We start from the raw sequence: 24,292 nt of genomic DNA on the forward strand, positions 1-24,292 counted from the left end.
GCAAGGATGGGGGCATGCCGAACCGCCTCGCCGACGCGACGTCCCCGTACCTGCAGCAGCACGCCGACAACCCGGTGGACTGGTGGCCGTGGGGGCCGGAGGCGTTCGCGGAGGCCGAACGGCGCGGGGTGCCCGTTCTGCTGTCGGTCGGGTACGCGGCCTGCCACTGGTGCCACGTGATGGCGCACGAGTCCTTCGAGGACGCGGCCGTGGCGGCGTACGCCAACGAGCGGTTCGTGGCAGTGAAGGTCGACCGGGAGGAACGCCCCGACGTCGACGCCGTGTACATGGAGGCGGTGCAGGCGGCGACCGGGCAGGGCGGCTGGCCGATGACCGTCTTCCTGACGCCCGACAAGGAGCCGTTCTACTTCGGCACCTACTTCCCGCCCGAGCCGCGCCACGGCATGCCGTCCTTCCGGCAGGTGCTGGAGGGCGTCCACGCGGCCTGGCGGGACCGGCGCGAGGAGGTCGGCGAGGTCGCCGCCCGGATCCGCGCCGACCTGGCCGACCGCGCCTCGGTGTACGCGGTCGGCAGCGGCGTCCACCAGCCGCCCGGGGAGACCGGGCTGCACGAGGCACTGGTCGCGCTCAGCCGCGACTTCGACGAGCTCCGCGGCGGATTCGGCGGGGCGCCCAAGTTCCCGCCGGCCATGGTCGTCGAGTACCTGCTGCGCCACCACGCCCGGACCGGTTCGGAGGCGGCGCTGGAGATGGCCGTCCGCACCGGGGAGGCGATGGCCCGCGGCGGCATCCACGACCAGCTCGGCGGCGGCTTCGCCCGGTACGCGGTGGACGCCGGCTGGGTCGTCCCGCACTTCGAGAAGATGCTCTACGACAACGCGCTGCTGCTCCGCGCCTACCTGCACCTGTGGCGGGCCACCGGATCCCCGCTCGCCCGCCGCACCGCGCTGACCACCGCGGACTTCCTGCTGCGCGAACTGCGCACCCCCGAGGGTGCGTTCGCCTCGGCGCTGGACGCGGACAGCCCTGACCCGGAGACCGGCCGCCAGGTCGAGGGGGCGTACTACGTGTGGACGCCCGCCCAGCTGGCCGAGGTCCTCGGGGAGGCGGACGGCCGGTACGCCGCCGAACTGTTCGAGGTGACCGGGGCGGGGACCTTCGAGCACGGGACCTCGGTGCTCCAGCTGCTCGCCGACCCGGAGGACGAAGCCGCGTACGAGCGCGTCCGGGCCCGGCTGTTCGAGGCACGGGCCGCGCGCCCGGTGCCCGCCCGGGACGACAAGGTGGTCGCCGCGTGGAACGGGCTGGCCGTCGCCGCCCTCGCCGAGACCGGCGCCCTGCTGGACCGGCCCGACCTCGTCGAGGCCGCCGAACGCGCCGCCGACCTGCTGCTCGCCGTCCACCTGACCCCCGAGGGCCGGCTGCTGCGCACCTCCCGGGACGGCCGGCCGGGCACCAACGCGGGTGTGCTGGAGGACTACGCCGACACCGCCGAGGGCTTCCTCGCGCTGTTCGCCGTCACCGGGGAGGCCGAGTGGCTCCACCTGGCCGGCGGGCTGCTGGACACCGTGCTGAAGCACTTCGCCGACGAGGCCACCGGCGCGCTGTTCGACACCGCCGACGACGCCGAGGAGCTGATCCGGCGTCCGCAGGATCCGACCGACAACGCGACCCCGTCCGGTTGGACCGCCGCCGCCAACGCCCTGCTCACGTACGCCGCGTACACCGGCTCGGCCCGGCACCGGACCGCCGCCGAGCGTGCGCTCTCCATCGTCGGCGCGCTCGCGCCGCGCGCCCCCCGGTTCATCGGCTGGGGCCTGGCCGCCGCCGAGGCGCTGGCCGACGGGCCGCGCGAGGTCGCCGTGATCGGGCCGGCCGGCGACCCGGCGACGGCCGCGCTGCACCGGGCCGCGCTGCTGGGCACCGCGCCCGGCGCGGTGGTCGCGCTCGGCGAGCCGGGCGCGGGCGGCGACGAGGTGCCGCTGCTGACGGACCGGCCGCTGGTCGGCGGGGCGCCCGCCGCCTACGTCTGCCGGCACTTCGCCTGCGACGCGCCGACCACCGACCCGGCGGTGCTGGCGGAGCGGCTGGGGGTGTCGGAGGAGGCGGGCGGCCGCCCGGCCTCGTGAGCACGGCTGCGTGACCGGCCCCGCGAGCACGGCCCCGCGAGCACGGCCCCGCGAGCACGGCTCCGTGCCCCCCGGGGGAGCGGCCCGGGATAACGGGTGGTGCTCGGAGGAAGGGCCGGGCGAGGATGGGCCATGGCCTGGACCCTGAGCACTTCCGTCGACGACTTCCACGCCCGGGCGGGCGGGTTCCTCGCCGCGAGCCCGGCCCGGAACACCGTGCTGCTGACGGTGGTGAACCGGCTGAGGGCGCGCGGTCCGCACTACTACGGCGAGCGGGTGCCGGTCTTCGGCTGGTGGTGCCCCGAGCCGGGCGGGCCGGTCGGCGGCGCCTTCCTGCGGACGCCCCCGTTCGGACTGCGGCTCGGGGAGATGCCGGACCGGGCGGCCGCCGAGCTGGCGGCCGAGCTGGCCGGTAGCCCGGCCGTCGGACCCGCCGCGAACGGCGACGGTCCAGCGGACGGGGCGGGGAACGGGTCCGGTCCGGGCGCGGTGCCCGTGGACGTCACCGAGGTGGCCGGCGGCGACCACGCCGTGGCGGCGTTCTCCGCCGCCTGGCAGGCCGCCACCGGTGCCACGGCGTCCGTCCGGACCAGGGAGCGGCTCTACCGGCTGGGCGGGCCGCCCGCGCCGCCGCGTCCGCCCGCCGGCCGGTCCCGGCTCGCCGGCCCGGCCGAGCGCGAGCTGGTGATCGACTGGCTCGGACGGTTCCTGGTCGAGGCCCGGCTGACGCCCACCGACGTCGCGGCGCTCGCCGACGACCGGATCGCCGACCGGCAGCTGCACCTCTGGGAGGACGGCGGACGGCCGGTCGCGCTCGCCGGGCACAGCGCGGTGCTCGCCGGGATGTCCCGGATCGGACCGGTCTACACCCCGCCCGAGCACCGCGGGCACGGCTACGCCAGCGGCGTCACGGCGGCCGCCTCGGCCCACGCGCTGGGGCTCGGCGCGACGGAGGTCCTGCTGTACACCGACCTGTCCAACCCGACGAGCAACTCGATCTACCGGCAGATCGGGTACCGGCCGGTGGAGGACTGCACGGTGCTGGAGTTCCGGGCCGCGGCGGCCGCAGCGACCGGAGCGGCCTGAGCAGCCCGGGCATCGGGCATCGGGCACCGGACGGCAGGCTGTGCCTGCGGCGACCCGGTGGTGCGGGGCAGGGGGAACCGCCCGCCCGGGCCCGGCGTCGGAACCGGACGGGAGCGGCCGCGACGGCGGCCGGGGGAGGTGGCCACGGTGGACGGGTTGCTCGGGTGGGCGGGCCGGCTGGGCCCGGTCGAGGTGGTGCTCGGCGCGCTGGCCGGGAACCTCGCGCTGTTCGCCGCCGCGGTGGTCGCCGGCGGCCTGCTGGTCCGCCGCTTCGGCGACCGGAGGGTGGCCCCGCCGCCCCCGCCGCCGGACCGTCGCGAGTGGCTGCTGACGGTCACCGCCGTTCTGCTCAACTCCGCGGTGGGGGTGGTCGGCTGGGCGCTCTGGCAGGACGGCCGGCTCCGGCTGTCGGCGGACACCGGCGTACGCGCACTGGTCGACCTGCTGCTGTTCTCCCTGGTGATGGACGCCCTGATGTACGCGGGCCACTGGCTCGCCCACCGGCGCCGGCTCTACCGCCTGGCGCACGAGATGCACCACCGCTACCCGGACCCTCGCCCGTCCACCCTCTTCGTGCTGCACCCGCTGGAGGTGCTGGGCTTCGGCGGGACCTGGCTCGCGGTGCTCTGCCTCTGGGAGATCTCCGCCCTCGCCCTGGCCGGCTACGTGGTGGTCAACCTGGTGTTCGGCCTGCTCGGCCACCTCGGCGTGGAGCCGTTCCCGGCCCGGGTGCGGCGGCTCGCGGTGTTCCGCTGGGTGGCGCTGCCGATGTTCCACGTCGGCCACCACCTCGACCCGGGGGTCAACCTGGGCTTCTACACCACCGTCTGGGACCGGCTGTTCGGCACCATCGACCCCGGGTACGACACCCGCCGGACGGCCGACGACCCGGCGGCCTGAGGACGCCGGGCGCCGCGGGGGCCCGGCGCCGCGGGGGCGCGCGCCCCGAGGGTCCGGCGCCACGGGGCACCCCGGTCGTCTACTCCCAGTCCCACCGGATCCCGAGCAGGCACGGCTGCAGCGCGGTGGCCACCAGGTGGACGCAGTGGTGGCCGTCCAGGGTCAGCTCCTCGCTCTCGTAGGACTTCTCGCCGGGGGCGCGGCGGGCGAAGCGGCGGCAGCGGACCGGCAGGGCGGTCGGGTGGAAGGTGACCTGGAGGACGTACTGGCCGGCGCCGGAGTTGAAGCCGCGGACGTACTCGCAGCTGGGCGTGGGTGACGGCGCGTCGTCGAAGCCGTAGCCGAGCAGGTGGGTGTCGCCGGCCCGGAGGCGGCGGTCGAGGAGGAGTTCGGCGACCAGCAGGTCGTGGGCCTGGTCCCGGCGGATCCGGCCGGGGCGGCAGTTCTCCTCGGCCCTGACGCCGACCCGGGCGATGTCGCTGCCGGGGTCGCCCTGGTGGAGGGCGAGGTAGCGGTCGATGCCGTCGCGGTGGGCGCGCAGGGCGTGCTGGGAGTCCCGGCGGAGGAGCTGCCGGTCGGCGCCGATCCGGATCCGCTCGATGTGGGTGATGGTGTGCAGTCCGGTGTCGCGCGGACTGGCGATGGTGGCGAGCAGGTCGTCGACGGCGGCGGCCGGGGAGATGAGGTCGCGGTAGGGGCGGACGGGTGGGCCGTCCGGGGCGGCGGGTGTGGTGCGGCGGGGGCCGAGCAGCCGGGTGAGGGAGTGCTCGGGGAGGTCGAGCACCTCCTCCAACGCCCTCACCGCGCGCAGGGATTCGGTGCGTTCCGGGCGCCGGTGGCCCTGCTGCCAGTAGCTGAGGCTGGTCACCCCGATGTGGACGCCGCGCAGGGCGAGGTGTTCGCGGACGCGGTGCAGGGCGAGGCCGCGGGTGGCGATGGCGGTGCGCAGGGCGAGGTGGAACGGGCCGGTGCGCAGCGCGGTGGCGAGGTCGGGGTGGTCGGTCCGCTGCATGGCGGCCTCCTCGGGTGGCGGACGGGGCGGGTCCGGCTGGTCGTGAATATTCACATGTGGAAGGGGGTTTGTCACCGGTCGGGGTGTTCCGGGCGGGGGTTCCGGGGCGGCGTTCACACCGGGGGCGGGGCCGTTCACACCCGGGTCGGGGGTCTCCCGAGGGGCGTTGACCGGCCATGTCAACGGCGCGATGCTCATGGCGCGATCCGGACCGCACCCCCACGCCTCTCGACTCCTCTGCCTGTCGCAAGGAGGAAATCCCCCATGTCAGTTCCTCGAACACGCCTGCGTCGCGCCGTCTCGGTGCTCGCGCTCGGCGTCCTCGGTCCGGCGCTCAGCGTCGCGGCCGTCACCCCGGCCCAGGCCGCCCCCACGGCCGCCGCCGGCACCGCCCAGGTCCGGCCCGTCGCGGCGCCCGGTGCCACGGCCGACCTGGCCGGCACCTACAAGAAGCTCAACATCACCATGCAGCAGCAACAGCAGACCAACTGGTGCTGGGCTGCGAGCGGCAACACCATCGCCACCTGGTACGGCTACAACTACAGCCAGAACCAGTTCTGCAACGCCGCGTTCGGCCGCTCGACGAACTCCGGCTGCCCCAACAGCCAGGCCACCCTGGGCGACGTGCAGAACGGTCTGCGGTGGGTCGGCATCAACCCGGGCTCGTACGTCACCGGCTACCTGCGGTACAGCACGGTGCAGACCGAGGTGAACGCCGACCGGCCGATCGAGACCCGGATCCAGTGGAGTTCCGGCGGCGGCCACATGCACGTGGTCTACGGGTTCGACACCTCCAACAACTGGGTCTACTGGGGCGACCCGTGGCCGTCCAACACCCGCTACAACTGGGCGGACTACAACTACTACGTGTCGAACGGCACGTTCTCCTGGACCCACTCCCTGTACCGGATCGGCGCGTGAGGGGCGACCATGACCAGCATCCGTAACGCCGCCGCCGCCGTCCTGCTGGCGGCCGGTCTGGGCCTGGCCGCCGCTCCCGCGGCGGGCGCGGCCGAACCCGCTCGGGGCCCCGTGCCCGTCCCCGCCGCCGATCTGGCGCAGGCCAGGGGCGCGGTGCAGAGTCCTGCCGTGCTCGACCAGTTGGGACACTTCTTCGCCCGCAAGGGCGTCCCGCAGACCAAGCAGCTCACCATCGGTGCCGCCGAGGAGGCGCGGGCGGCGAGCGAGGCCGCCCCGCGGCTGGCCGGTGACACCGTGCCGGTCTACACCCTGGACCCGGCCTTCGTGGCCGGGACCCCGGGCGCGCCGGTGGCCAGGGCCGAGTTCACCGCGAGCCGGGTGGTCTCGGCGGACGGGCAGGTGGCCTCGGTCTGGACGGTGAAGCAGGGCGACGCCTGGCGGGTCGTCAACATCGCCTCCGGCGGCGACGAGGGCGACTACGCGGCGCGGGCCGCGAGCACCGGCGGCGGGACGGCGTTCCGCGAGCCGCAGCTCAACGCCTGGTACGTGCTGCGGGACGGCCGGGTGCTGCCGCTGGACGACGAGGCCCGCCGTTCGGTGGGCGCCTCGGGGGTGACCCTGGCGGCGTACCAGAGTCTGGTCCGGGACCGGTACGGCGACAAGCTGCCCGGCTCGGCGTACGACCGGGCGGGCAAGGGCGGCGGCTACCGCCCGGACGCCGCCGGTGAAGCGGCCGACGGCGGTGGCGGCTTGCTGCCCGCCGCCACGGCGGCCGCGGCCCTGGGCGTCACCGCGATCGCGGGGGCCGGCCTCGCGTTCCGGCGGCGGCGGGCGGGTGTCCGGCGCGGGTAGCGCCGGGCGGTGGGACGGCGGGGTCCGGTGCGGCGACCGGGCCCCGTCGCCCGTGCCGGAGCGGGCGAGTGAACGGGCGCGGGTGCGGGTGCGTGAACGGGCGTGGGTGCGGGAGCGGGTGCCGCACCGGACCGGGCCCGCACCGGCGGGACCGTACGCGGCCTGCCGGGGCTACCGGAGGTCGGTGAAGCCGTTCTCCAGGATCGCGAAGGCGTGGTCGACCAGCTCGGCTATGTCCTCGCGGCCGCCGCCCTCGGCCCAGCGCAGCACCGTCTCGGTGGTGGCCGCGCCGATCGAGGCGGCGGTGATCCGCATGCCGAAGGTCGGCTCCCGGACACCGGCCCGCTGCATCAGCACGGCGAGGTAGAGCTGCTGCGGGTCGTCGGCGGTCTCGTGCATCCGGGCGCGCAGCGCGGGGACCTCGACGACCAGCCGCATCCGGGCCAGGAGTTCGTCGCGTTCGTGCTGGACCAGCTCGCGGACCAGACCGACGAGGGCCTCGCGGCAGGAGTGCAGGAACGGTTCGTCGACGGGCCGGGCCAGCAGGGCGGTGATCATCGCCGGGTCGTACTCGTCGGTGAGGACGACGTCCTCCTTGGTGGCGAAGTACCGGAAGAAGGTGGACTGGGAGACCTCGGCGGCGGCGGCGATCTGCTCCACCGTGGTGCTCTCGTAGCCCTGTTCGGTGAAGAGCCGGTACGCCTCGCGGCGGATGGCCTGGCGGGTCTTCAGCTTCTTCCGTTCGCGCAGCGACAGCGGCGCCTCCAACAGGGCCTGGACCGGATCGGCCGGGCCCGTCGGGGGTGCCGCTGTCGGCTGCGCTGCGCTCATACCTTCGATTATCCGTGATCGGCCGCGGGCACGGCGGACGGCCCGGGGTCGGCGCCGGGTCCGCCGGCGGAGCGTCCGGGGGCGCCGGGACCGTCGGCCTCCGGTTCCCCGGCGGCCGGCCGTGCGGCCCCGGAGGGTTCGACGGACGGCATCCGCAGGGCCACCAGTACCGCCGAGAGCACCGCGACCACCCCGGCGACCAGCAGCACCGCGGTCATCCCGTGCACGTAGGCGGTGTGCGCGGACGCGGCCAGCGCCCGGTCCCCGGTCGCGGCGGCGACCGCGTCGGCGGCCACCACCGACTGACCGGCCCGGTCCGCGGCGTCCGCCGCCAGCCCGCCGGTGTCCAGCGCCCCCCGGTACGAGTCGGCCAGCAGGCTGCCGAAGAGGGCGACCCCGATCGCGCCGCCGACCTGCCGGAAGGTCTGGAGCAGCCCGGAGCCGACGCCGGCCCGGGCGGGCGGCAGCGTGAGCAGGGCGGTGGCCTGCGCGGTGATCAGGGAGAGCCCCATGCCGAACCCGAGCAGGGTGAGCCAGACCGCCGCGAGGCCGTAGCCGTCGGAGGCGTCCGTGCGGCTGCCGAGCAGCAGGGCGACGGCCAGGACGGCCAGCCCGAGGGTGATCACCGTCCGCGGCCCGGTCCGGGTGACCAGCTTGTCGCTGATCCGGGCGGCCACCATCAGGCCGGCCATCATCGGCATCAGCCGCAGGCCGGTCCCGAGGGCGTCGGAGCCGAGCACGCTCTGGAAGTAGAGGGGGAGGACGAAGAACGCGCCGAACAGCACCACCGAGACCAGCGTCGCGGCCACCGCCGACCAGCGGAAGGCGAGGTCGGCGAGCAGGGTGAGGTCGAGCATCGGGTCGCTCTGGCGGCGGCTGCGCAGGACCAGGAGGGTGAGCGCGACCAGGGAGCCGCCGATCATGCCGAGCACCAGCGGGTCGGACCAGCCGCGCTCGGGGCCCTCGATGATGCCGTAGGTGAGCGCGGCGAGCCCGCCGGCGCCGAGTACGGTGCCGAGCAGGTCGATCCGGGGCGCGGCGGGGTTGCGGGTCTCCGGCAGCAGGATCAGGCAGGCGGTGATGCCGATCGCGACCAGCGGGAGGTTGACGGCGAAGATCGCGCCCCACCAGAAGTGCTGGAGCAGGAAGCCGCCGATCAGCGGGCCGAGCGGGGTCCCGACGGCGAGCGCGGCGGCCAGCAGCGAGGTGGCGCGGCGCTGCTCGCCGGCCGGGAAGAGCCCGGGGATCACGGCCAGGGACATCGGCATCACCAGGGCGCCGGCCAGGCCCATCGCGGCGCGCGCGGCGATCAGCGTGCCGGGGCTGTCGGCGAGCATGCCGACGGCGGAGGCGAGGCCGAACAGCGCGAGGCCGAGCGTCAGGGTGAAGCGGCGCCCGAACCGGTCGCCGATCAGTCCGGCCGGGAGCATCACGGCGGCGAAGACCACGGTGTAGGAGTCGACGATCCACTGCTGCTGCCCGGTGGTGGCCTCCAACTGCGAGGCCAGGGTGGGCAGTGCCACGTTGAGGACCGTCATGTCGAAGCTGATCACCAGGACGCTGAGGGCGACGGCGACGAGCGCGAGCCAGCGCCGTGGGTCCGGTCCGGGCGGGGCCTGTGCCTGGTCGGTGGGCGGGGTGGTCACGGACAACCTCCGGAGACCTGGATGGGAGAGTCACTGTCAAATGACAGTAACTATCAGAATGCGCCCACCGTCAATGGCGATCCGGGTACCCCTTGTGTCACTCTGTGTGATGTGTCCTGGAAGTGCGCGTTCCGCACGGGGAATTGACGCAACGTTGATCTGTCGTTCGCCGCTTTCGGGCGGTTTCGGGTGACTGACGGTAGATACGATGTGGCGGTCGGTCAGTGCGGGCCGGTGCGTGCCGAGAGCGGAGAAGGGGTGGGGCGGCAGGAGCCGACCACGAGCCCGGCGCAGGAAGGGGAAGCCGAAATGGCTGATCGGAAGTCGGGCGCCCAGGTCTGGGGCGCCGTGGTGGTGATGACCTCCGCGCTGGCGGTGGTCGCGGCGTACCTGATCGACGGCGCCGCGCTGGTGCTGGTGGTGGCCGGGGTCGAGGTGCTGCTGCTGATGGTCTACGTCGGGTGGCGGTGGCAGTTGCTGCACCAGGTGCCGCGGCGCGAGCGCCGGCAGCCCGCGCGCGGCCACCGGCCGGCGGGCGGTGTCCCGGACGCCGCGCACTGCGAGCGGTGCCGGCGGGCCCGCGAGGCGATCGACGCGCGGCAGGCCGAGCGGCTCCGGCGGAGTCTGCCGGTCCAGGGGCGTGAGTCGGCCGCCCCCGCGCGACCGGCGCGCGAGCACCGGTCGTACGACCGGTCGGCCGGTCACCACCGCCAGGCGCACGGGCAGTCGCACGGCCAGGCGCACGGGCACCCGGCGCCGTACGACGCCCACGGTCACGGGCGTCCGTCGGCGCAGGATCCGCACGGCGGCCACGAGTCCCGGGGCGGGCGCGAGCCGCACGGTGGCCACGACTCCCGCGCCGGTCACGAGTCCGCGCCGCCGCACGACCGCCCGGCCCGCGAGTGGACGGCGGAACGGGCGGCCGCCCGGTCGGGGGACCGGCCGACCGCCCGTCACGGGGCGCCGGGCTCAGCCGGCCGCGCTGTAGGCCACCAGTGAGATCCCGACGTACTGCGTGATGAAGGCCCCGAGGGTGAAGGCGTGGAACACCTCGTGGAAGCCGAACCAGCGCGGTGACGGGTCGGGCCGCTTGAGGCCGTACACCACGCCGCCGACGCTGTAGAGCACGCCGCCGACGATCATCAGGACCAGGACGGCGACCCCGCCGGTGCGCAGGAAGTCGGGCAGGAAGAACGCGGCGGCCCAGCCCAGCGCGAGGTACACCGGGGTGTAGAGCCAGCGCGGCGCGCCGACCCAGAACACCCGGAACGCGATCCCGGCCAGCGCGCCGCCCCAGACCGCCCAGAGCAGCAGCTGCCGGTCGGCGCCGTCCAGCAGCAGGATGGTGAACGGGGTGTAGGTGCCCGCGATGATCAGGAAGATGTTCGCGTGGTCCAGCCGGCGCAGGACCGCGTCGCCGCGCGGCCCCCAGGTGAAGCGGTGGTACACCGCGCTCACCCCGAAGAGCAGCCAGGCGCTGGCCGAGTAGATCGCGCAGGCGATCCTGGCGGGCCCCGGTTCGGCCAGGCAGATCAGCACGATCCCGGCGGCCAGCGCGGCGGGGAACATTCCGGCGTGCAGCCAGCCGCGCCACTTCGGCTTGGGCTCGGCCTGCCCCGTGCTCTCCATGAGCTCAGCAGTCATGCCCGGCATGCTACCCGCTACCTACGGATCCGTAGGTTACTGAATCGTAGGAAGTGGCGGTCGTCACTCTTGGACGTTTTGGAGTGTTCGGGGTGCGGGCGGAGGGGGCCCGGAGGTGCCGAGGATGGCCCGCTACCGGTAAGTAATTATCCTGAAAGTAGTAAAAGATGCGTCAATTTCGCCGAGGCGCCGTATTCGGCCCTCGGGGCCGGAGCTACGCTGCAAGCACCCTCAAACCCCGCTACGCCATCTCCCCGCCGGGATGGCGTGAAACGGAGCGATCGTGTCGAACGAGAACTCGGCTGCTCTCAGCGCCGCGCCCACCCGCCACCAGCGTCTGCTGGCCTGGGTGAGCGAGATCGCTGAGCTCACCCAGCCGGACCGCGTCGAATGGTGCGACGGGTCGGACGAGGAGTACCACCGCCTCGCGGACCTGCTGGTCGCCCAGGGCACCTTCAGGAAGCTCAACGAGGACAAGCGCCCCAACTCCTACTACGCCGCCTCGGACCCCACGGACGTGGCGCGCGTGGAGGACCGCACCTACATCTGCTCCGAGCAGGAGAAGGACGCGGGCCCCACCAACAACTGGAAGGCCCCCGCCGAGATGCGGGAGATCTTCCAGGGCACCGACGGCCTGTTCCGCGGCTCGATGAAGGGCCGCACGATGTACGTCGTGCCCTTCTCGATGGGCCCGGTCGGCTCCCCGCTCGCCGCGTACGGCGTCGAGATCACCGACTCCGCGTACGTCGCGGTCTCGATGCGCGTGATGACCCGCATGGGCCGGGCCGTGCTGGACCAGCTCGGCGAGGACGGCGACTTCGTCAAGGCCGTCCACACCGTCGGCGCCCCGCTGGCCGAGGGACAGGCGGACGTCCCGTGGCCGTGCAGCAGCACCAAGTTCATCTCGCACTTCCCGGAGAGCCGGGAGATCTGGTCCTTCGGCTCCGGCTACGGCGGCAACGCCCTGCTCGGCAAGAAGTGCTACGCGCTCCGCATCGCCTCGACCATGGCCCGCGACGAGGGCTGGCTGGCCGAGCACATGCTCATCCTGAAGCTCACCCCGCCGGCCGGTCCCACCGGCGAGTCCGAGGTCAAGTACGTCGCGGCCGCGTTCCCGTCTGCCTGCGGCAAGACCAACCTCGCCATGCTCCAGCCCACCATCCCGGGCTGGAAGGTCGAGACGATCGGCGACGACATCGCCTGGATGCGCTTCGGCGCCGACGGCCGCCTGTACGCCATCAACCCCGAGGCGGGCTTCTTCGGCGTCGCGCCCGGCACCGGTGTCGACACCAACGCCAACGCGATCGACACCCTGTGGGGCAACACCGTCTTCACCAACGTCGCGCTGACCGACGACGGCGACGTCTGGTGGGAGGGCCTGACCGACGAGGCGCCGGCCCACCTCACCGACTGGCGCGGCAACGACTGGACGCCGGAGTCCGGCACCCCGGCCGCCCACCCGAACGCCCGCTTCGCGGTCCCGGCGGCGCAGTGCCCGACCATCGCCCCCGAGTGGGAGGACCCGGCGGGTGTGCCGATCTCGGCCATCCTGTTCGGCGGCCGCCGCGCCACCGCCGTCCCGCTGGTGACGGAGTCCTTCGGCTGGCAGCACGGCGTCTTCCTGGGCGCCAACATCGCCTCCGAGAAGACCGCCGCCGCCGAGGGCACCGTCGGCGAGCTGCGCCGCGACCCGTTCGCGATGCTGCCCTTCTGCGGCTACAACATGGGCGACTACTTCGCCCACTGGCTGAAGGTCGGCGCCCGGGCGGACGCCGCGAAGCTGCCGAAGATCTACTACGTGAACTGGTTCCGCAAGAACGCCGGGGGCAAGTTCGTCTGGCCCGGCTACGGCGAGAACAGCCGCGTGCTCAAGTGGATCGTCGAGCGGCTGGAGGGCACCGGCGACGGCGTGGAGACGCCGATCGGCGTGCTGCCGACCGTCGAGTCCTTCGACCTCGCCGGCCTGGAGCTGTCGAAGGAGGATCTCGACCTGCTCTTCACCGTCGACGCCGACATCTGGCGCCAGGAGGCCGCGCTCGTCCCGGCCCACCTGGAGCTGTTCGGCGAGCACACCCCCACCGAGCTGTGGGATGAGTACCGAGACCTGGTCGCCCGCCTCGGCTGAGCCTGAGCCTCAGCGCGGCGAGTAGTGGTGGGTGCGTGGCACGAATCGCGCACCGACCGAGCGACAGGACGGCCGGAGCCCCGCCGGACGATCTTTCCCCGACCAAGGAGATCGTCCGGACCGGGACTCCGGCCGTAGCTTTTCCCCGGCGGTCCCCCGGCCGCACTCCCGTCCGCGCTCCGTCAGGGCCGCAGGTCGTCCCGTCCGCACGCCGTCCGTCCGCACTCCGTCAGGGCTGCGCGTAGCCGCCCAGGAAGGTGCCGATCCGGGTCACCGCGTCGGTGATCTCCTCCGGGCGCGGCAGGGTGACCAGCCGGAAGTGGTCCGGCTCGGGCCAGTTGAAGCCGGTGCCCTGGACCAGCAGGATCCGTTCGGCGCGCAGCAGGTCGAGCACCATCTGGGCGTCGTCCTTGATCTTGAAGACCTTCGGGTCCAGCCGGGGGAAGGCGTAGAGCGCGCCCTTCGGCTTGACGCAGCTGACCCCGGGGATGTCGTTGAGCAGCCGGTACGCGGCGTCCCGGGACTCCAGCAGCCGGCCGCCGGGCAGTACCAGGTCCTTGATCGACTGCCGGCCGCCGAGCGCCGCCGCCACTGCGTGCTGGGCCGGCATGTTGGCGCAGAGCCGCATCGAGGCGAGCACGGTCAGGCCCTCGACGTAGCTCCGGGCGCGGTGCCGGTCCCCGGAGAGCACCATCCAGCCGGAGCGGAAGCCCGCCACCCGGTAGGACTTGGACATGCCGTTGAAGGTGACGCAGAACAGGTCGGGGGCCAGCGTGGCCAGCGGGACGTGCTCGGCGTCGTCGTAGAGGATCTTGTCGTAGATCTCGTCCGCGTAGATCACCAGCTGGTGGCGGCGGGCGATCTCCGCCAGCCCCTCCAGCACCTCGCGCGGGTAGACCGCACCGGTCGGGTTGTTGGGGTTGATCACGACCAGCGCCCTGGTCCGGTCGGTGACCTTGGACTCGACGTCGGCGAGGTCCGGGTACCACTCGGACTGCTCGTCGCAGCGGTAGTGGACGGCGGTGCCGCCGGCCAGCGAGACGGAGGCCGTCCAGAGCGGGTAGTCCGGGGCGGGGACGAGCACCTCGTCGCCGTCGTCCAGCAGCGCGGTCATGGCGAGCTGGATCAGTTCGGAGACGCCGTTGCCGAGGAAGACGTCCTCGACGCCGAGCCCGTGCAGGCCGCGCTCCTCGTAGTGCATCACCACGGCGCGGCGGGCCGACAGCAGCCCCTTGGAGTCGCCGTACCCGTGCGCGGAGGAGAGGTTGCGCAGGATGTCCTGGAGGATCTCCGGGGGCGCGTCGAAGCCGAACAGCGCGGGGTTGCCGGTGTTGAGCTTCAGGATGCGGTGGCCCTGCTCCTCCAGCCGCATCGCCTCGTCGAGCACCGGGCCGCGGATGTCGTAGCAGACGTTGGCGAGCTTGCTGGACTGGATGACCTGCATGCCTGCCTACTTTAGGGGCAGGAACGGGCGGTCCGGCGCGTGTCGTGGGACACCCGCCGGACCGCCCGGACGCTATCGCTCCGCCGCATCCTTCGATCAGGAGGCGGAGACCTCAGCCGGCCTTCCAGATCAGTGGCTGGGTGTCCAGAACGCTGCCGAAGGCGAGGAACTGCGGCGGTGTGTCATCGGGCACGAGATAGACGGCACACTGCTGCTGGCTCTGGCCGTCGGCGAGCGTGCCGGGCTTCTTGCCGGCGTCGCAGGCCGGGATGGACTTCATGATGGTCGGCGCGGCCAGGACGCCGCCGGTCGCCTTGGCCTCGGTGTGCACCTTGAAGCGCATCATGAAGTACTCGTCGGTGAGCGGGGCGCCCGTCCTGTTGGTGAACGAGACGGTCACGTAGTACGGCGTCCGGCCGGCGAGGTCGGCGGGCTTGAAGTTGAACGGCGCGACCTCGGCGGCGGTGCCCTTGACCACCGAGACCGGGGTGACGTCGGCCTTGGTCTTGCCGAGGTAGCTGCCGGTGGTGGTCAGCGGCAGCGGGTTCTCGAAGGAGATCTTGCCGCCGCCGCCGCTCGCCCCGCCGATCGGGTTGCCGCTGGTGGCGGCCGAGGGGACGGGGGCGGTGCCCCCGGTGCCCCCGGTGCCCCCGGCGCCGCCGGTGGCCGCCGGGGCCCCGGTCGGTGCCGCCCCGGTCGGGGCGGCCGTCGGGGCCCCCGCCGGGGCGGACGTGGGTGCGCCCGCGGCACTGCCGGCCGGGGTCGGGGCGGCGACGACGGCCGGGTCGTCGTTCTCCGGCCCGCAGGCCGTCAGCGCCAGCGCGAGCGCCGCGATCGGGACGGCCGCGCGCAGGGCGGTCCGATGCTTCGTCATGGTGTCTGTCCCCCGTGGATGATGTGGTCGGTGCGGCGCCCGGGACGACCGGGCACCGCCAGAGTCGGACGCGGACGGCGCCCGGACGGTTCCGGGCGGCTCCGGACGGTTCCGGAGCGGGGCCGCCGGATCGTACCGTCGCCGTGGAGAGAGAGGGGACGCCGTGATCGCGAGCGTGGTCGGGGCGGTGCTGGCCGGAGTGCTGGCGGCGCCGGCGGTGCGCGGCCTGGTGGTCCGGTACGCGGTGCCCGAGGGCGAGCCGTGGCGCACCGCCTGCCCGTCCTGTGCGCGGGAGCTGCGCGGGCTGCCGCCGACCGGGCGCTGTCCGGGCTGCCGGACCGGGCTGGGGCCGGGTGCCTGGCAGGTGGAGGCGGTCACGGCCGCCGCGGCCGCCGGCGCGCTGGCGGCCGGCCGCCCGTCCGACGCGCTGCTGCTGCTCTGGGTGGCGGGCGTCGGGGTGGTGCTGGGCTTCACCGACGCCAGGGTGCACCGGTTGCCGTACCCGCTGAGCTGGACGCTGGCGGCGGGCCTGGCGGTGCTGCTGACGGTGCTGGAACTGGTGGACGGCAGCCCGGGCGTGCTCCTGCGCTGCCTGCTGGTGGCGCTGGCGGCCGGCGCCCTGTTCGAACTGCCGGTCTGGCTGGGGCTGATGGGCCCCGGCGACAGCGTGCTGGCGCTCGGCCTCGGCGCGCTGCTCGGGCGGTACGGCTGGTCCGCGGCGCTGACCGGGCTGGTCGCGGTCGTGCTGCTGGCCGGGCTCTGGTCGGTCGGCGTCCTGGTGGCGGCCCTGGTGCGGGGCCGGCCGGTGCGCGGACTTGAGGTGCCGATGGGGCCGTTCCTGCTGCTCGGCACATTGCTGGCGGTGCTGGTCCAGCCGTAGCGCGGCGGCCCGCGGGACCACCCGAGCGCGGCGGCCCGCGGGCCGCCCGGAGCGGGGGCGGGCACGGGCCGGGAACGGCGGACGGGCCCGCCGTACCGGTCAGGTACGACGGGCCCGGCGCCGGCGCGCAGGCTCCACCCTCAAGGAGCGGCGCGCCGTGGGGGATTACGGCATCTGGTGGACGAACGGGCCGACCGCGTTGGAGAACGCGTTGCCGTTCACGGAGTCCCAGTTGGTGGACCAGGTCATCGCGCCGCGGATGGTCGGCCACTTGGCCGGCGGGACGAAGCTCCCGCAGTTCTTGCCGGTGGCCAGGCAGTCCAGCGCGTTGTTCACGACGCTCGGCGAGACGTAGCCGCCGCCGGCCGCCTTGGAGGAGGCGGGGACGCCGATGCCGACCTGGTCGGGCCGCAGGCCGCCCTGGATGTGGGTGCAGACCTGGGCGGTGATGAAGTCGATGGTGCCCTGGTTGTAGACCTTGCCGTCGCAGCCGTTCATGCCGCCCGAGTTGTAGAACTGGGTGTTGACGACGGTCAGGATGTCCTTGGTGTTCAGCGCCAGCTGGAAGTAGGAGCCGGCGGTGGAGTACATCCCGATGGTCTCCGGGGCCATGGTCAGGATGAAGCTCGAACCGATCTTGGCCTGCAGGGCGTGCAGCGCGTTGCCCAGGTGGGTCGGGTTGAGGCCGTTCTCCAGGTCGACGTCGAGGCCGTCGAAGCCGTAGTCCTTGATCACCGCGTAGGCGGTCTCGACGAAGGCGCTCGCGGCGGCCGCGTCGTTGACGTGGATGGCGCCGTTCTGGCCGCCGATGGAGATGATGACCTTCTTGCCGGCCGCCTGCTTGGCCTTCACGTCGGCGCGGAACTGGGCGTCGGTGTAGCCGCCGAGGCCCGCCGAGAGCTCGGCGTCCAGCTTGAAGGTGATGGCGCCCGGGCGGTTGGCGACGGAGTCGGCGAAGGAGACCGCGATGATGTCGTACGCGCTCTGGACGTCGCTCAGCTTCTGGAGGTTGTTGCCCTTGTTGTCGAAGTTGTGCCAGTAGCCGGTGACGACGTGCTTCGGCAGGCCGGTGTTGGGGTTGCCGGTGCTGGTCGCGGTGGGGGTCGGCGTGGCCGTCTGGGTGGGGGTGGCCGTCGGCGTGGCGGTCGGCGTCGGCGTCGCGGTGGCCGTGGGGGAGGCCGTCGTGGTCGGCGTGGCCGTGGCGGTCGGCGTCGGCGTGGGGGTGACGGTCGGGGTGGCGGTCGGGCTCGGGGTGGTGGTGCCGCCCGGGCCGCTCAGCACGACGTCGTCGGCGAGGTAGGCGCTCTGGCCGTACCAGCCGTGCAGGTAGACGGTGAGGCTGGTGGCGTTGGCGCCCGTGGTGAAGGTGGTGGAGAGCTGGTTCCAGCTGTTCTGGTTGGACCAGCTGCTCGGGTCGGTGCCGCCGGTGCCGCGTGCGCCGAGGTAGACGTACGGGCCCTGGACCCAGGCGCTGAGGGTGTAACTGGTGTTGGGCAGCACGCTGATGGTCTGGGTGCACTCCGCGGTGTCCGCGGCGCCCGGGGTGGCCTGCAGCGCGCCGGTGCCGGAGTGGACCGGGGTGGAGACGACACCGGCGGCGCCGGTACACGTCCAGCCGCTCAGCGAGCCGGAGTCGAAACCGCCGTTGCCGACGAGGTTCCCGGCCGCCGCGTTGGCGCCCCCGGCGAAGAGGGCGAGGCCGGTGCCGGCCAGCGCGAGGGCGGTGGCTCCGGCGGCGAGGGCCGGGAGGGGGCTGCGCCGACGCTTGTGCGCGGGCTGGTTCAGCGTACGGGCCATGGAGGTGCGCTCCTGTGGGGGAGGAGCGGCCGCCGCGGTGGGGGGCGCGGCGGCCGCGTGTGGGGGAGGGGAGGTCCGCAGTACTGCCTCGGGCGGGGCGGCCCGGGTGTTCGTTCCGCCCTGGGTCAAAAGCTGGACTAGACCATTGGCAATCGTCAAGCATTGAACCGTCGGCTTACGGATTCCTTAAGGAATCGGAGACCGTTCCGTATCCGGCGCCCCGGCGGACACCGGGGGTTCGCGCGGGCGCCTTCCGGCCATCCGCGCCGCTCCCGTCGCAACCGACTCCGCACCGGACCGTGACCCTCCCGCGACCTGCTGCTTTCCCTGCCGGTGCGGCGCGGGAGTAGGCTGCGCCGGGGGTTGTGAAGCACCCGGTGAAGTGAGCACGGAGGGGCCGAAAACCATGGGTCTGCGCGATGTCGTCGAACGCACGCCGGGTCTGCGCACCCTGCTGGACGGGATGTACGGCCTGTACGGCCGCCGGGTCGAGGTGCACCTCGCCCGAACCCCGCACCACATCGGCGTGATCCTCGACGGCAACCGCCGGTGGGCCAAGGCGACCGGCGGCTCCACCGCCTACGGCCACCAGCGCGGCGCCGACAAGATCAGCGAGTTCCTCGGCTGGTGCGACGAGACCCACGTCAAGGTCGTCACCCTGTGGATGCTCTCCACCGACAACCTCTCCCGCCCGGCCGGCGAGCTGGTCCCGCTGCTCGGGATCATCGAGGACGCCGTCACCAACCTGGCCGCCGCCCGCCGCTGGCGGGTCAACCCGGTCGGCGCGCTGGACCTGCTGCCCCGGCACACCGCCGACGTCCTCAAGAAGGCCGCCGAGGAGACCGCCGGGATCGACGGGATCACCGTCAACGTGGCCGTCGGCTACGGCGGCCGGCACGAGATCGCCGACGCCGTCCGCTCGCTGCTCCAGGAGCACGCCGGACGCGGCACCTCGATCGAGGAACTGGCCGAGATCCTCGACGTCGAGCACATCGCCGAGCACCTCTACACCCGGGGCCAGCCCGACCCGGACCTGGTCATCCGGACCTCGGGCGAACAGCGGCTCTCGGGCTTCCTGCTCTGGCAGAGCGCGCACAGCGAGTTCTACTTCTGCGAGGCGTACTGGCCGGCGTTCCGGAAGGTCGACTTCCTGCGGGCGCTGCGCGCGTACGAGGAGCGGCACCGGCGGATGGGGCTCTGACCCGGGGTCGACCGGGTCGGCGCGGGGTGCCCGGTCGCGTACCGGGGCGGCCGTCACTGCGCCCGGCGCGTTCGCGTCCGGGGCCGTCCGCGCCGGGAGCGCCCGTGTCCGGGTCGCCCGTGTCCGGGGCGCCCGACTCGTACCGGGGTGCCCCGGGCCCGTGCCGGGCGCGCGGCGGAGGGGCCGGCCGCCGACGGGGCGGCCGTGGCGGGAGAGACCGCCGTAGGAGCTGATCTACCCGGCGGCGGGGCGAGGCCAAACGTTCACCGGCAATGATCCGTCAGTTCGCCGGGGGCGCGAATGCACCGCCCCCTGCCTGGGAATACTCCGAGCAGACCGGCCCCGAGGCCACCGGGGCAGCGGGGGCCGGCTTGCCGCGGATGACGCAGGGTCATCCGCCCTGGAGGCCTAGTGGTCAGTTCCAAGAGCCGCCGGACACCAGACCGGCGCACGTACGTTCTCGACACCAGCGTGCTCCTGGCGGACCCTCTCGCCATGACCCGATTCGAGGAGCACGAGGTCGTCCTCCCGGTGGTCGTGGTCACCGAGCTGGAAGCCAAGCGGCACCACCCGGAGCTGGGCTACTTCGCCCGCCAGGCGCTGCGGCTGCTCGACGACTACCGGATCCGCTTCGGCCGTCTCGACGAGCCGATCCCGGTCGGGGAGCTCGGCGGCACCATCCGGGTCGAGCTCAACCACTCCGACCTGTCGATACTGCCGGCCGGCTACCGGGTCGGGGGCGGCGAGGCGGACACCCGGATCCTGGCGGTCGCCCGCAACCTGCAGGCCGAGGGGTACGACGTCACCGTCGTCTCCAAGGACCTCCCGCTGCGGATCAAGGCGTCCTCGGTGGGCCTGCTCGCCGAGGAGTACCGGGCCGAGCTGGCGATCACCTCCGGCTGGACGGGCATGTCCGAGCTGCACGTCCCGGCCGACGACGTGGACGCGCTGTTCTCGGCCGGCCACGAGGCCGCGGTGTCCGTCGAGGGGGCCGCCGACCTGCCGGTGCACACCGGGCTGGTGCTCACCTCCGAGCGCGGCAAGGCGCTCGGCCGGGTCACCGGTGACGGCCGGGTCCGGCTGGTGCGCGGGGAGCGCGAGGCCTTCGGGCTGCGCGGGCGCAGCGCCGAGCAGCGGGTCGCACTGGACCTGCTGCTCGACCCGGAGGTCGGCATCGTCTCGCTGGGCGGCCGGGCCGGGACCGGGAAGTCCGCGCTGGCGCTCTGCGCCGGGCTGGAGGCGGTCCTGGAGCGGCAGCAGCACCGGAAGGTGATGGTCTTCCGGCCGTTGTACGCGGTCGGCGGCCAGGAGCTCGGCTACCTGCCGGGCTCCGAGTCGGAGAAGATGAGCCCCTGGGCCCAGGCCGTCTTCGACACCCTCTCGGCGGTCACCACCCCGGACGTGATCGAGGAGGTCATCTCCCGGGGGATGCTGGAGGTCCTGCCGCTGACCCACATCCGGGGGCGTTCCCTGCACGACGCCTTCGTGATCGTGGACGAGGCCCAGTCGCTGGAGCGCAACGTCCTGCTGACGGTGCTGTCCCGGATCGGCCAGGGCTCGCGGGTGGTGCTGACCCACGACGTGGCGCAGCGGGACAACCTGCGGGTCGGGCGGTACGACGGGGTGGTGGCGGTGGTCGAGAAGCTGAAGGGGCACCCGCTCTTCGCCCACATCACGCTGACCCGGTCGGAGCGTTCGCCGATCGCGGCGCTGGTGACGGAGATGCTGGAGGACGTCCAGCCCTGACCGTCCGGCGGTTGGCCCGGCCCGGCCGGGCCGGGCCGGCTGACCGGCTGGTCCGTCGACCTGCCGACCCTCCGACCGGGGCGATCCGGTCATAGTGGGACAAAAGGTTCAATTCCTGGCGCGGGGCCTGTTCCTGACGGAGCGGGCCCCGTCCCTTTCATCACATCGAGTGCTTTCTGTCCGGCGAACTCCGGTGCGGTGAATGTGACATCCGCCACGCAACAGGGAATTGCGTCGACAGTGCCCCTTGCGGCATGGTGAGGGTTCTGTCAGGCCCCGCGTACGGCATGGCAGGGCTTCCGGGCACCCGGGAGTCCGGCCCGGACGGTCCACCAACTCCGGTCGGTAGACGCACAATTGAACACCGAAAGCCGTACGCCGCCCGATCTCACGCCCGATCGCCTCACGGTGACCGGACGCCGGGTCAGTACCTCCCGTGACCAGCACGACGGAGGGCAGAGCCAAGGGGCATGTTGCGCCCGTACGGTCACGCGTGGGCGATGCTGGAAGGAATCCATGTGACTCGGATCTCGGTCCGGGGAGTTGCTGTCGCCTCCGCCACCGCCGTCACCGCAGTAGGTGCCGTCGTGGGCATGGCGTCGGGCAGCGAGGGCAAGACGACGCAGACGGTCGATGTCGCCGGCGCGACCCTGCTTGCCGAAGTCCCCTCTGGCGCCCAGGCGCAGACCATCAGCGACAACATCGGCACGCAGGCATCCGCCCAGCAGGCCGCCGCCGACGCCGCCGCCAAGGCCGCTGCGGAGCAGAAGGCCGCCGAGGAGGCCGCGCGCCAGCAGGCCGCGGCCGACGCCCAGGCCAAGGCCGACGCCGCCGCCAAGGCCGAGGCACAGGCCAAGGAGGCGCAGGCCAAGGCCGACGCGGAGAAGGCCGCCAAGGCGGCCGAGGAGAAGCGGAAGGCCGACGAGGCCGCCGCCAACCGCTCCAAGGCGCGCTCGGCGATGGCCGCCACCGACACCGCGGCTCCGCCCGTCTCGGTCAGCCCCGGCTCCGTCCAGGAGCTCGCCCAGCAGATCGTCGGCAACGACGCCCAGTTCCAGTGCTTCAGCCAGATCGTGAAGCGCGAGTCCGGCTGGAACTACACCGCCACCAACAAGAGCTCCGGCGCGTACGGCCTGGTCCAGGCGCTGCCCGGCTCGAAGATGGCCTCGGCGGGCGCCGACTGGCGCACCAACCCGGCCACCCAGATCAAGTGGGGCCTCAGCTACATGAACAGCCGCTACGGCAGCCCCTGTGGCGCCTGGTCGTTCTGGCAGTCGCACCACTGGTACTAGGCCCACCGGCTCGGTACCACCGGCTTCACCACGGCCCCCGGCCGCGCTCCTCGCGCGACCGGGGGCCGTGCTGCGTCCCCGCTGCGGGCGGGCCGCGCCGCCCGGGCTGCGCTGACCAGTGCGCCCACGGGCGGTGCGGTCCTGGGTGCGGACGCGGGGCGCGGAGAGGGGTCCTGGTAGCCCTCCGCACCGGCCGGTCCGCCGACAGTTGGCTCCTGTCCCGCCCGACTCCTCCCCCCTGTCCGGTGCCTGAAACCACCCGACCCGGGTGGGTTCGTCCCGGAATCAGCCACCCGGCCCGGGGGCGTTCCCCGGATGCGGGTACGAAGAACCCGTCCGCACGGCGGACTCCGCGCCCCCGGCCGGGTAGCGTCATCCCTGACGGCCGTGGCGGGACCCACGGCGTCCCGCCGGACACGGCGGGTCCGGCGGGGAGAAGTGGTAGCGAGCATGGCGCGGGGCGGAAAGGCCTTCAAGGCCGTGGCCAAGGGCATGGCCGTGGTGGCGAGTGCGGCCGCCGTGATCGAGCGGCGCAGGCGGGCCGCGATGGCGGCCGACTTCCACGAACCCCCGCTCCCGGTGGCACCGGCGGCGGCCCCCGCGGGGGCGGCGCCGCTGCCCGCACCGCGTGCGGAGACCGTGCCCGCCGTTCCCGCACCGGCCGCCGCGGCAGCCGTCGCACCGGCCGCCGCGTCCGCCGTCCCGGTCCCGGCCCCGCCGGCCGCGCCGGGGGCGTTCGGGGCGTCGGGAGCGGCCCACGGCCACTTCGGACGGCCCGCCACCCCCGCCGAGGCGGTGCCGTGGGGCCTGCGGGTGGCCGCCGAGTCGACCTGGCGGCTGCTGCTGCTCGGCGCCGCGCTGTACGTCGTCTTCTACATCGTCGACATGCTGCGGCTGGTCGCCTTCGCGGTGCTCGCCTCGCTGCTGATCTCCGCGCTGCTGGAACCCACCGTCTCCTGGCTGCGCCGGCACGGGGTGCCGCGCTCACTGGCCGCGGGCGGGGTGTTCATGAGCGGCCTGGCCGGGATCGGCCTGGTCGGCTGGTTCGTGGTCTGGCAGGTGACCACCAACCTGGAGACCGTCACCAGCAAGGTCAAGGCCGGTGTCGACCAGCTCCGGGACTGGCTGATCACCGGGCCGCTGCACCTGACCGAGCAGCAGATCACCGACTTCGCCAACCAGATCACCAAGGCGATCAGCACCAACACCGAACAGATCACCTCGGCCAGCCTGACCGGCGCGCAGATCGCCGTCGAGGTGCTGACCGCCGTGCTGCTGGCCTTCTTCACCACCTTCTTCTTCCTCTACGACGGCGAGCGGATCTGGAACTGGGCGCTGCGCGGCCTGCCCCGGCACTCGCGGTACGCCATGGCCGGCGCCGGACCGAAGGCCTGGGCCACGCTCACCGCCTACGTCCGCGGCACCGTCTGCGTGGCCTTCATCGACGCGGTCTGCATCGGTATCGGCATCCAGCTGCTCGGGGTGCCGATGGCACTGCCGCTCGCGGTGATCATCTTCCTGGGCGCCTTCGTCCCGCTGGTGGGCGCGCTGGTCACCGGGACCGTCGCGGTCCTGATCGCGCTGGTCACCACGACGCCGTGGACCGCGCTGATGGTGCTGGTGGTGCTGGTCGCCGTCCAGCAGTTGGAGGGACACATCCTCCAGCCGCTGATCCTCGGCCGGGCCGTCCGCGTCCACCCGCTCGGCGTGGTCCTCGGGGTGGCCGCCGGCTCCATCATCGGCGGCATCGGCGGCGCGATCGTCGCCGTCCCGCTGATCGCGGTCACCAACACCGTGGTGACCCACCTGCGCCGCCGCAACGAGGCGGGCCAGGCCGTCTTCACCGCCCTGGAGGCGGCCCGCGAAGCCGCCGCCCGCACCCCGGCCCCGCCGGCCCCCTGACCGCCCCACCTCCTCCCGGCACGCGAACGGGCCCCCGGGCCGGACGTCA

The 24,292-nt window shown here is 73.7% G+C and carries 19 protein-coding genes; 12 read left to right on the forward strand and 7 right to left on the reverse strand.

The window, feature by feature from the left end:
- The first annotated feature begins 14 nt into the window (after positions 1-14).
- The 3 genes from OG550_RS22390 (at position 15) to OG550_RS22400 (ending at position 4,076) form a co-directional block, all read left to right on the forward strand.
- Positions 15-2,090 carry a thioredoxin domain-containing protein gene (locus tag OG550_RS22390; protein WP_327680243.1) on the forward strand — a complete coding sequence of 692 codons (2,076 nt, stop codon included), beginning with the start codon at positions 15-17 and terminating at the stop codon, positions 2,088-2,090.
- A gap of 132 nt (positions 2,091-2,222) precedes the next feature.
- Entirely contained in the window at positions 2,223-3,176 is a 954-nt protein-coding gene (locus OG550_RS22395; protein ID WP_327680245.1) for a GNAT family N-acetyltransferase, read from the forward strand.
- A 147-nt stretch (positions 3,177-3,323) separates the two neighbouring features.
- Positions 3,324-4,076 (forward strand): sterol desaturase family protein, encoded by a 753-nt coding sequence (locus OG550_RS22400; RefSeq protein WP_327680247.1) that lies wholly within the window; start codon positions 3,324-3,326, stop codon positions 4,074-4,076.
- A gap of 79 nt (positions 4,077-4,155) precedes the next feature.
- Here OG550_RS22400 and OG550_RS22405 read toward each other — a convergent pair whose 3' ends face one another.
- Positions 4,156-5,088 (reverse strand): hypothetical protein, encoded by a 933-nt coding sequence (locus tag OG550_RS22405; protein ID WP_327680249.1) that lies wholly within the window; start codon positions 5,086-5,088, stop codon positions 4,156-4,158.
- A gap of 264 nt (positions 5,089-5,352) precedes the next feature.
- Between OG550_RS22405 and OG550_RS22410 the strand changes: the two genes are divergently transcribed.
- Positions 5,353-6,009, forward strand: a complete 657-nt coding sequence (locus tag OG550_RS22410; RefSeq protein ID WP_327680251.1) for a papain-like cysteine protease family protein — start codon at positions 5,353-5,355, stop codon at positions 6,007-6,009.
- A gap of 9 nt (positions 6,010-6,018) precedes the next feature.
- On the forward strand, positions 6,019-6,861 hold the full coding sequence (locus OG550_RS22415; protein ID WP_327680253.1) for a hypothetical protein: 843 nt from the start codon (positions 6,019-6,021) through the stop codon (positions 6,859-6,861).
- Positions 6,862-7,032: 171 nt separating this feature from the next.
- Here the strand turns inward: OG550_RS22415 and OG550_RS22420 are convergent, their stop codons facing one another.
- Together OG550_RS22420 and OG550_RS22425 are read right to left on the reverse strand one after the other, a co-directional pair.
- Positions 7,033-7,692, reverse strand: a complete 660-nt coding sequence (locus OG550_RS22420) for a TetR family transcriptional regulator (protein WP_327680255.1) — start codon at positions 7,690-7,692, stop codon at positions 7,033-7,035.
- A gap of 8 nt (positions 7,693-7,700) precedes the next feature.
- Positions 7,701-9,338, reverse strand: coding sequence for an MFS transporter (locus OG550_RS22425; RefSeq protein ID WP_327680257.1), 1,638 nt, complete (start codon positions 9,336-9,338; stop codon positions 7,701-7,703).
- A gap of 309 nt (positions 9,339-9,647) precedes the next feature.
- Between OG550_RS22425 and OG550_RS22430 the strand changes: the two genes are divergently transcribed.
- Positions 9,648-10,337, forward strand: a complete 690-nt coding sequence (locus tag OG550_RS22430; protein ID WP_327680259.1) for a hypothetical protein — start codon at positions 9,648-9,650, stop codon at positions 10,335-10,337.
- Here the strand turns inward: OG550_RS22430 and trhA are convergent.
- Positions 10,308-10,982 (reverse strand): PAQR family membrane homeostasis protein TrhA, encoded by a 675-nt coding sequence (gene trhA / locus OG550_RS22435; RefSeq protein ID WP_327680261.1) that lies wholly within the window; start codon positions 10,980-10,982, stop codon positions 10,308-10,310. The genes OG550_RS22430 and trhA overlap by 30 nt on opposite strands.
- Positions 10,983-11,265: 283 nt before the next feature.
- Between trhA and OG550_RS22440 the strand changes: the two genes are divergently transcribed.
- Positions 11,266-13,107 carry a phosphoenolpyruvate carboxykinase (GTP) gene (locus tag OG550_RS22440; RefSeq protein WP_327680263.1) on the forward strand — a complete coding sequence of 614 codons (1,842 nt, stop codon included), beginning with the start codon at positions 11,266-11,268 and terminating at the stop codon, positions 13,105-13,107.
- 229 nt (positions 13,108-13,336) lie between these two features.
- On the opposite strand, the gene OG550_RS22445 is transcribed toward OG550_RS22440, so the two are convergent.
- The gene (locus OG550_RS22445) at positions 13,337-14,551 is read right to left on the reverse strand and encodes a pyridoxal phosphate-dependent aminotransferase (RefSeq protein WP_327680264.1); all 1,215 of its coding nucleotides are present in this window, start codon (positions 14,549-14,551) and stop codon (positions 13,337-13,339) included.
- Positions 14,552-14,663: 112 nt separating this feature from the next.
- Positions 14,664-15,425, reverse strand: coding sequence for a hypothetical protein (locus tag OG550_RS22450; protein WP_327680265.1), 762 nt, complete (start codon positions 15,423-15,425; stop codon positions 14,664-14,666).
- Between the two features lie 163 nt (positions 15,426-15,588).
- On the opposite strand from OG550_RS22450, the gene OG550_RS22455 reads away from it, so the two are divergent.
- Entirely contained in the window at positions 15,589-16,305 is a 717-nt protein-coding gene (locus OG550_RS22455; RefSeq protein ID WP_327680266.1) for a prepilin peptidase, read from the forward strand.
- 165 nt (positions 16,306-16,470) lie between these two features.
- Here the strand turns inward: OG550_RS22455 and OG550_RS22460 are convergent, their stop codons facing one another.
- A complete protein-coding gene (locus OG550_RS22460; RefSeq protein WP_327680268.1) occupies positions 16,471-18,102 on the reverse strand; it encodes a chitinase in 1,632 nt (543 codons plus the stop codon).
- A gap of 406 nt (positions 18,103-18,508) precedes the next feature.
- Between OG550_RS22460 and OG550_RS22465 the strand changes: the two genes are divergently transcribed.
- From OG550_RS22465 to OG550_RS22480, 4 genes are all read left to right on the forward strand, one after another.
- Positions 18,509-19,303 carry an isoprenyl transferase gene (locus OG550_RS22465; protein ID WP_327680270.1) on the forward strand — a complete coding sequence of 265 codons (795 nt, stop codon included), beginning with the start codon at positions 18,509-18,511 and terminating at the stop codon, positions 19,301-19,303.
- A gap of 411 nt (positions 19,304-19,714) precedes the next feature.
- Positions 19,715-21,049 carry a PhoH family protein gene (locus OG550_RS22470; protein WP_327680272.1) on the forward strand — a complete coding sequence of 445 codons (1,335 nt, stop codon included), beginning with the start codon at positions 19,715-19,717 and terminating at the stop codon, positions 21,047-21,049.
- A 518-nt stretch (positions 21,050-21,567) separates the two neighbouring features.
- The gene (locus tag OG550_RS22475; protein WP_327680274.1) at positions 21,568-22,341 is read left to right on the forward strand and encodes a transglycosylase SLT domain-containing protein; all 774 of its coding nucleotides are present in this window, start codon (positions 21,568-21,570) and stop codon (positions 22,339-22,341) included.
- 450 nt (positions 22,342-22,791) lie between these two features.
- Positions 22,792-24,243 carry an AI-2E family transporter gene (locus OG550_RS22480; protein ID WP_327680276.1) on the forward strand — a complete coding sequence of 484 codons (1,452 nt, stop codon included), beginning with the start codon at positions 22,792-22,794 and terminating at the stop codon, positions 24,241-24,243.
- Positions 24,244-24,292: the final 49 nt, after the last annotated feature.

It is taken from the genome of Kitasatospora sp. NBC_00458, from assembly GCF_036013975.1.
Lineage (GTDB): Bacteria > Actinomycetota > Actinomycetes > Streptomycetales > Streptomycetaceae > Kitasatospora.